Origin of the sequence: Robiginitalea sp. (genome assembly GCF_049588695.1) — a bacterium.
Classification (GTDB): Bacteria; Bacteroidota; Bacteroidia; order Flavobacteriales; family Flavobacteriaceae; genus Robiginitalea.
This window is the reverse complement of record NZ_JBAVZJ010000264.1, coordinates 1-3695: the sequence shown is the minus strand read 5'-3', so window position 1 is coordinate 3695 and position 3695 is coordinate 1. Positions and strand designations below refer to the sequence as shown.

At 50.1% G+C, this 3695-nt stretch carries 4 protein-coding genes; all 4 read left to right on the top strand.

All coding sequences use genetic code 11. From position 1 onward, the window contains the following. The coding region (locus WBV75_RS06440) for a DUF983 domain-containing protein (protein WP_424119818.1) at positions 1–392 on the top strand (392 nt) is incomplete at its 5' end. After that, positions 389–1021, top strand: coding sequence for a Crp/Fnr family transcriptional regulator (locus WBV75_RS06435; protein ID WP_424119817.1), 633 nt, complete (start codon positions 389–391; stop codon positions 1019–1021). The genes WBV75_RS06440 and WBV75_RS06435, both read left to right, overlap by 4 nt. Before the next feature lie 49 nt (positions 1022–1070). Continuing rightward, positions 1071–2804 carry a SulP family inorganic anion transporter gene (locus WBV75_RS06430; RefSeq protein ID WP_424119816.1) on the top strand — a complete coding sequence of 578 codons (1734 nt, stop codon included), beginning with the start codon at positions 1071–1073 and terminating at the stop codon, positions 2802–2804. Between the two features lie 68 nt (positions 2805–2872). Continuing rightward, positions 2873–3695, top strand: an 823-nt coding sequence (locus tag WBV75_RS06425; protein WP_424119815.1) for an MBL fold metallo-hydrolase, incomplete at its 3' end; no start/stop codon positions are given.

Below are 3695 nucleotides of genomic sequence, written 5' to 3'. Positions count from 1 at the left end.
GAAAAGGTTCAAAGCTATACAGTATACTTTTTTTGAAATGCCCCAGGTGCCATGAAGGTGCGTTTCTGGAGAACCACCCGTATAACCTCAGCAGTATGAACAGCGTCAGGGATACCTGTCCGAAGTGCGGGCTGAAATATAAAATGGAACCGAGTTTTTATTTCGGGTCCATGTATGTTTCCTATGGCGTTGGGGTCGCCCTTGCGGTGGCCGTGTATGTGCTGACGCTCCTGTTTGGTCTCGACCTGGGCATTGCAGGTATTTTCGGGGTTATTATTGTCACTTTGATACTCTTAATGCCTTATATAGGAGCCATTTCCAAATCCATTTGGGCAAATTTCTTCTTTAAGTACGACGGGGAAATTGCGCAAAAAGCGAAGCAAAACACATGATACAGGAATTAAAGGAAAGCTACGGAAACCTCTTTGAGGAAGCCCTGATAGATGAGATCGCACAGGTGGGAACTTTTAAGGAAGTTCCGGCCGGGCATAAGCTTATGGAGATCGGGGAGTATATCAAGGGGATGCCCCTGCTGATTTCAGGGGTGATTAAGGTGTTGAGGGAAGACCCGGACGGGGATGAACTCCTGCTCTATTACCTGGAACAGGGAGACACTTGTTCGATGACCATGAGTTGTTGTATCGGGCAAGCCAAAAGCGAAATACGGGCCATAGCCGAAACAGACGCCAAACTCATCATGGTGCCGGTGCGAAAAATGGAGGAGTGGACGGCAAAATACCGGTCCTGGAGGAATTTCGTTTTTGAGAGCTATAACAACCGCCTCAATGAAATGTTACAGACTATTGATACCATCGCCTTTCTGAATATGGATGAGCGTCTCGTCAATTATTTGCAGGAGAAGGCCCGCGTAAATCAGGATTCGATAATCCGAAACACGCATCAGCAAATCGCCTACGACCTGCATAGTTCCCGGGTGGTTATTTCCCGATTACTCAAGAAACTGGAACAAATGGGGAAACTGGAAATCCACCGGAATTACCTCAAAATCCTGGATTTGTAAAAGTGCAATTCCGGGGTTCTGAACCGCGGATCTTTTAAAATTAGTTCACATGCTCAAACGATATTTTCCGATTTTAGACTGGTTGCCCGGCTATCAGAAGCAATGGCTTTCCGGTGACCTTTCCGCTGGGATTACTGTGGGGATTATGTTGGTCCCCCAGGGAATGGCCTATGCGATGATTGCCGGCCTTCCCCCCGTTTTCGGGTTGTATGCCGCCCTTGTCCCTCAGATCGTTTACGCCCTGATGGGTACTTCGCGACAATTGGCGGTGGGTCCTGTAGCTATGGATTCACTCCTGGTAGCATCTGGTCTGGGTGCTTTGGCGCTTTCCGGTATTGAAGAGTACATTGCCATGGCCTTGTTTCTCGCCCTTTTCATGGGGGGGATTCAACTCCTTTTTGGCCTCCTGAAAATGGGCTTCCTGGTCAATTTTCTTTCGAAACCCGTTATCAGTGGTTTCACCTCTGCCGCAGCGATTATTATTGGCCTCAGTCAACTCAAACACCTTTTGGGGACCGATATTGAGGGAAGCAGCCAGATCCATATCCTGCTCTCCAACGCCTTTAAGACCCTGGGAGATACAAACCTCTTTACCCTGGGGTTGGGAATCGCTGCCATTATAGTGATTCGAACGCTCAAAAAAATCAATCGAAAGATTCCCGGAGCCCTGGTGGCCGTGGTCCTTGGCGTGCTGGCGGTGTACTTTTTAGAACTGTCTTCCTCAGGCGTCCGGATTGTGGGTGAAGTCCCCGATGGCCTGCCCGGGTTAACCCTGCCTGCCTTAGATACGGCTCGTATTTCTGAACTGTTTCCCATAGCCCTGACCCTGGCGCTTATTGCCTTTATGGAAGCTATATCAGTCGCCAAGGCTGTCGAAGAGAAACGGGGGGAAAACCATGTAAAAGCCAATCAGGAACTCATCGCCCTGGGGGCCTCCAATATTGTCGGATCCCTTTTTCAATCCTATCCGACCACCGGCGGGTTTTCGCGAACTGCCGTCAACGACCAGGCGGGGGCGAACACGGGCCTGGCTTCCCTGATCAGCAGTGCAGTAGTCGGCCTTACTTTACTGTTTCTTACCCCGGCCTTTTATTATTTGCCCAATGCCGTGCTGGCGGCCATTATTATGGTCGCGGTGTTTGGGCTCATCGACCTGAAGTATCCCGCCAGGTTATGGAAAAATCGCAAAGATGAATTTGCCTTGCTGGTCATCACCTTTTTACTGACCCTTGGGTTGGGCATCAAGGAAGGTATCCTCCTGGGCGTACTCGCTTCCCTGCTGCTGTTGGTCTATCGGACTTCCAAACCCCATATAGCCATTTTGGGCCGGATCAGGGATACCCCGCATTTCCGGAACCTGGACCGGTTTGCCACAGATACGGACAACCCGGAGGAGTTTCTGATTCTTCGTTTTGACGGACAGCTCTTTTTCGGGAACAAGGATTACTTCCGGGCGCAATTGCAAAAACAAATCGAGAAGAAAGGAGAAGGGTTGGAATACGTCATCCTCAATGCCGAAGCGGTGAACTATATCGACAGTACCGCAGTTTTTATGCTGCGCTCCCTGGTGGCTGATTTAAAAAAGGAAAACATTCGTTTTGCCGTAGCCGGCGCCATAGGACCCACCCGGGACATACTATACACCAGTGGCCTAATTGAGGATATCGGTCCGGAAAATCTCTTTTCCAACACGAATGAAGCCTTTACCCACCTCAGGATGCGGAGTGAACGCTCGGAGATTGAGACCCGGATCGCGACCCAAACCGCCACCGGCCTTGTGTAACCCAGGTCACTGAAGGACCGGGGGGAGAATTGTAATTTTAGCTATGTAAAACTAAAAAAAGATCAAAGATGAAAGTTGAACAAATCTATACAGGATGTCTGGCCCATGCGGCCTACTATATTGAAAGCAAAGGCGAGGCTGCGGTATTCGACCCGTTGCGCGAAGTACAGCCTTATATCGACAGGGCCCAGATAGACAATGCAGAGATCAAATATGTTTTTGAAACGCATTTTCACGCGGATTTTGTCAGTGGACACCTGGATCTTCAGAAGAAGACAGGGGCGGCCATCGTTTTTGGCCCGGGTGCCAAACCTGGGTATGATGCGATTATTGCCGAGGACAATCAGGTCTTTACCGTTGGGGATTACAAGGTCAAAGTGATCCATACCCCCGGCCACACCATGGAGAGTACCACGTATCTGCTTCTGGACGAAAATGACGAAATGCACGGGATAATCACAGGGGATACTTTATTTATCGGCGATGTGGGAAGGCCGGACCTGGCACAACACGTCGTGTCCGACCTGACCGAGGAAAAGCTGGCAAGCCATTTGTTCGACTCCCTCCGCAACAGGATCATGCCCCTGCCCGACCATCTTATTGTCTACCCCAATCATGGAGCGGGATCAGCCTGCGGTAAGATGATGAGTAAAGAGACCACAGACACCCTTGGGAATCAAAAAAAGGTCAACTACGCCCTCAGGGCAGACATGACCCGTGAGGAATTTATGAAAGAGCTCCTGACGGGCTTAACAGCGCCTCCAGGATATTTTCCCCAAAATGTACTGATGAATATTCAGGGATATGAATCCCTGGACGACATTATGGAGCGGGGGACACAACCCCTGAGTCCGGAGGCTTTTGAGGCGGCCGCCAACGAAACAGGCGCTT

Excerpts from the sequence above, each read along its gene's own strand:
- WBV75_RS06435 (WP_424119817.1), top strand. The coding sequence starts at position 389 with ATGATACAGGAATTAAAGGAAAGCTACGGAAACCTCTTTGAGGAAGCC.
- WBV75_RS06430 (WP_424119816.1), top strand. The coding sequence starts at position 1,071 with ATGCTCAAACGATATTTTCCGATTTTAGACTGGTTGCCCGGCTATCAG.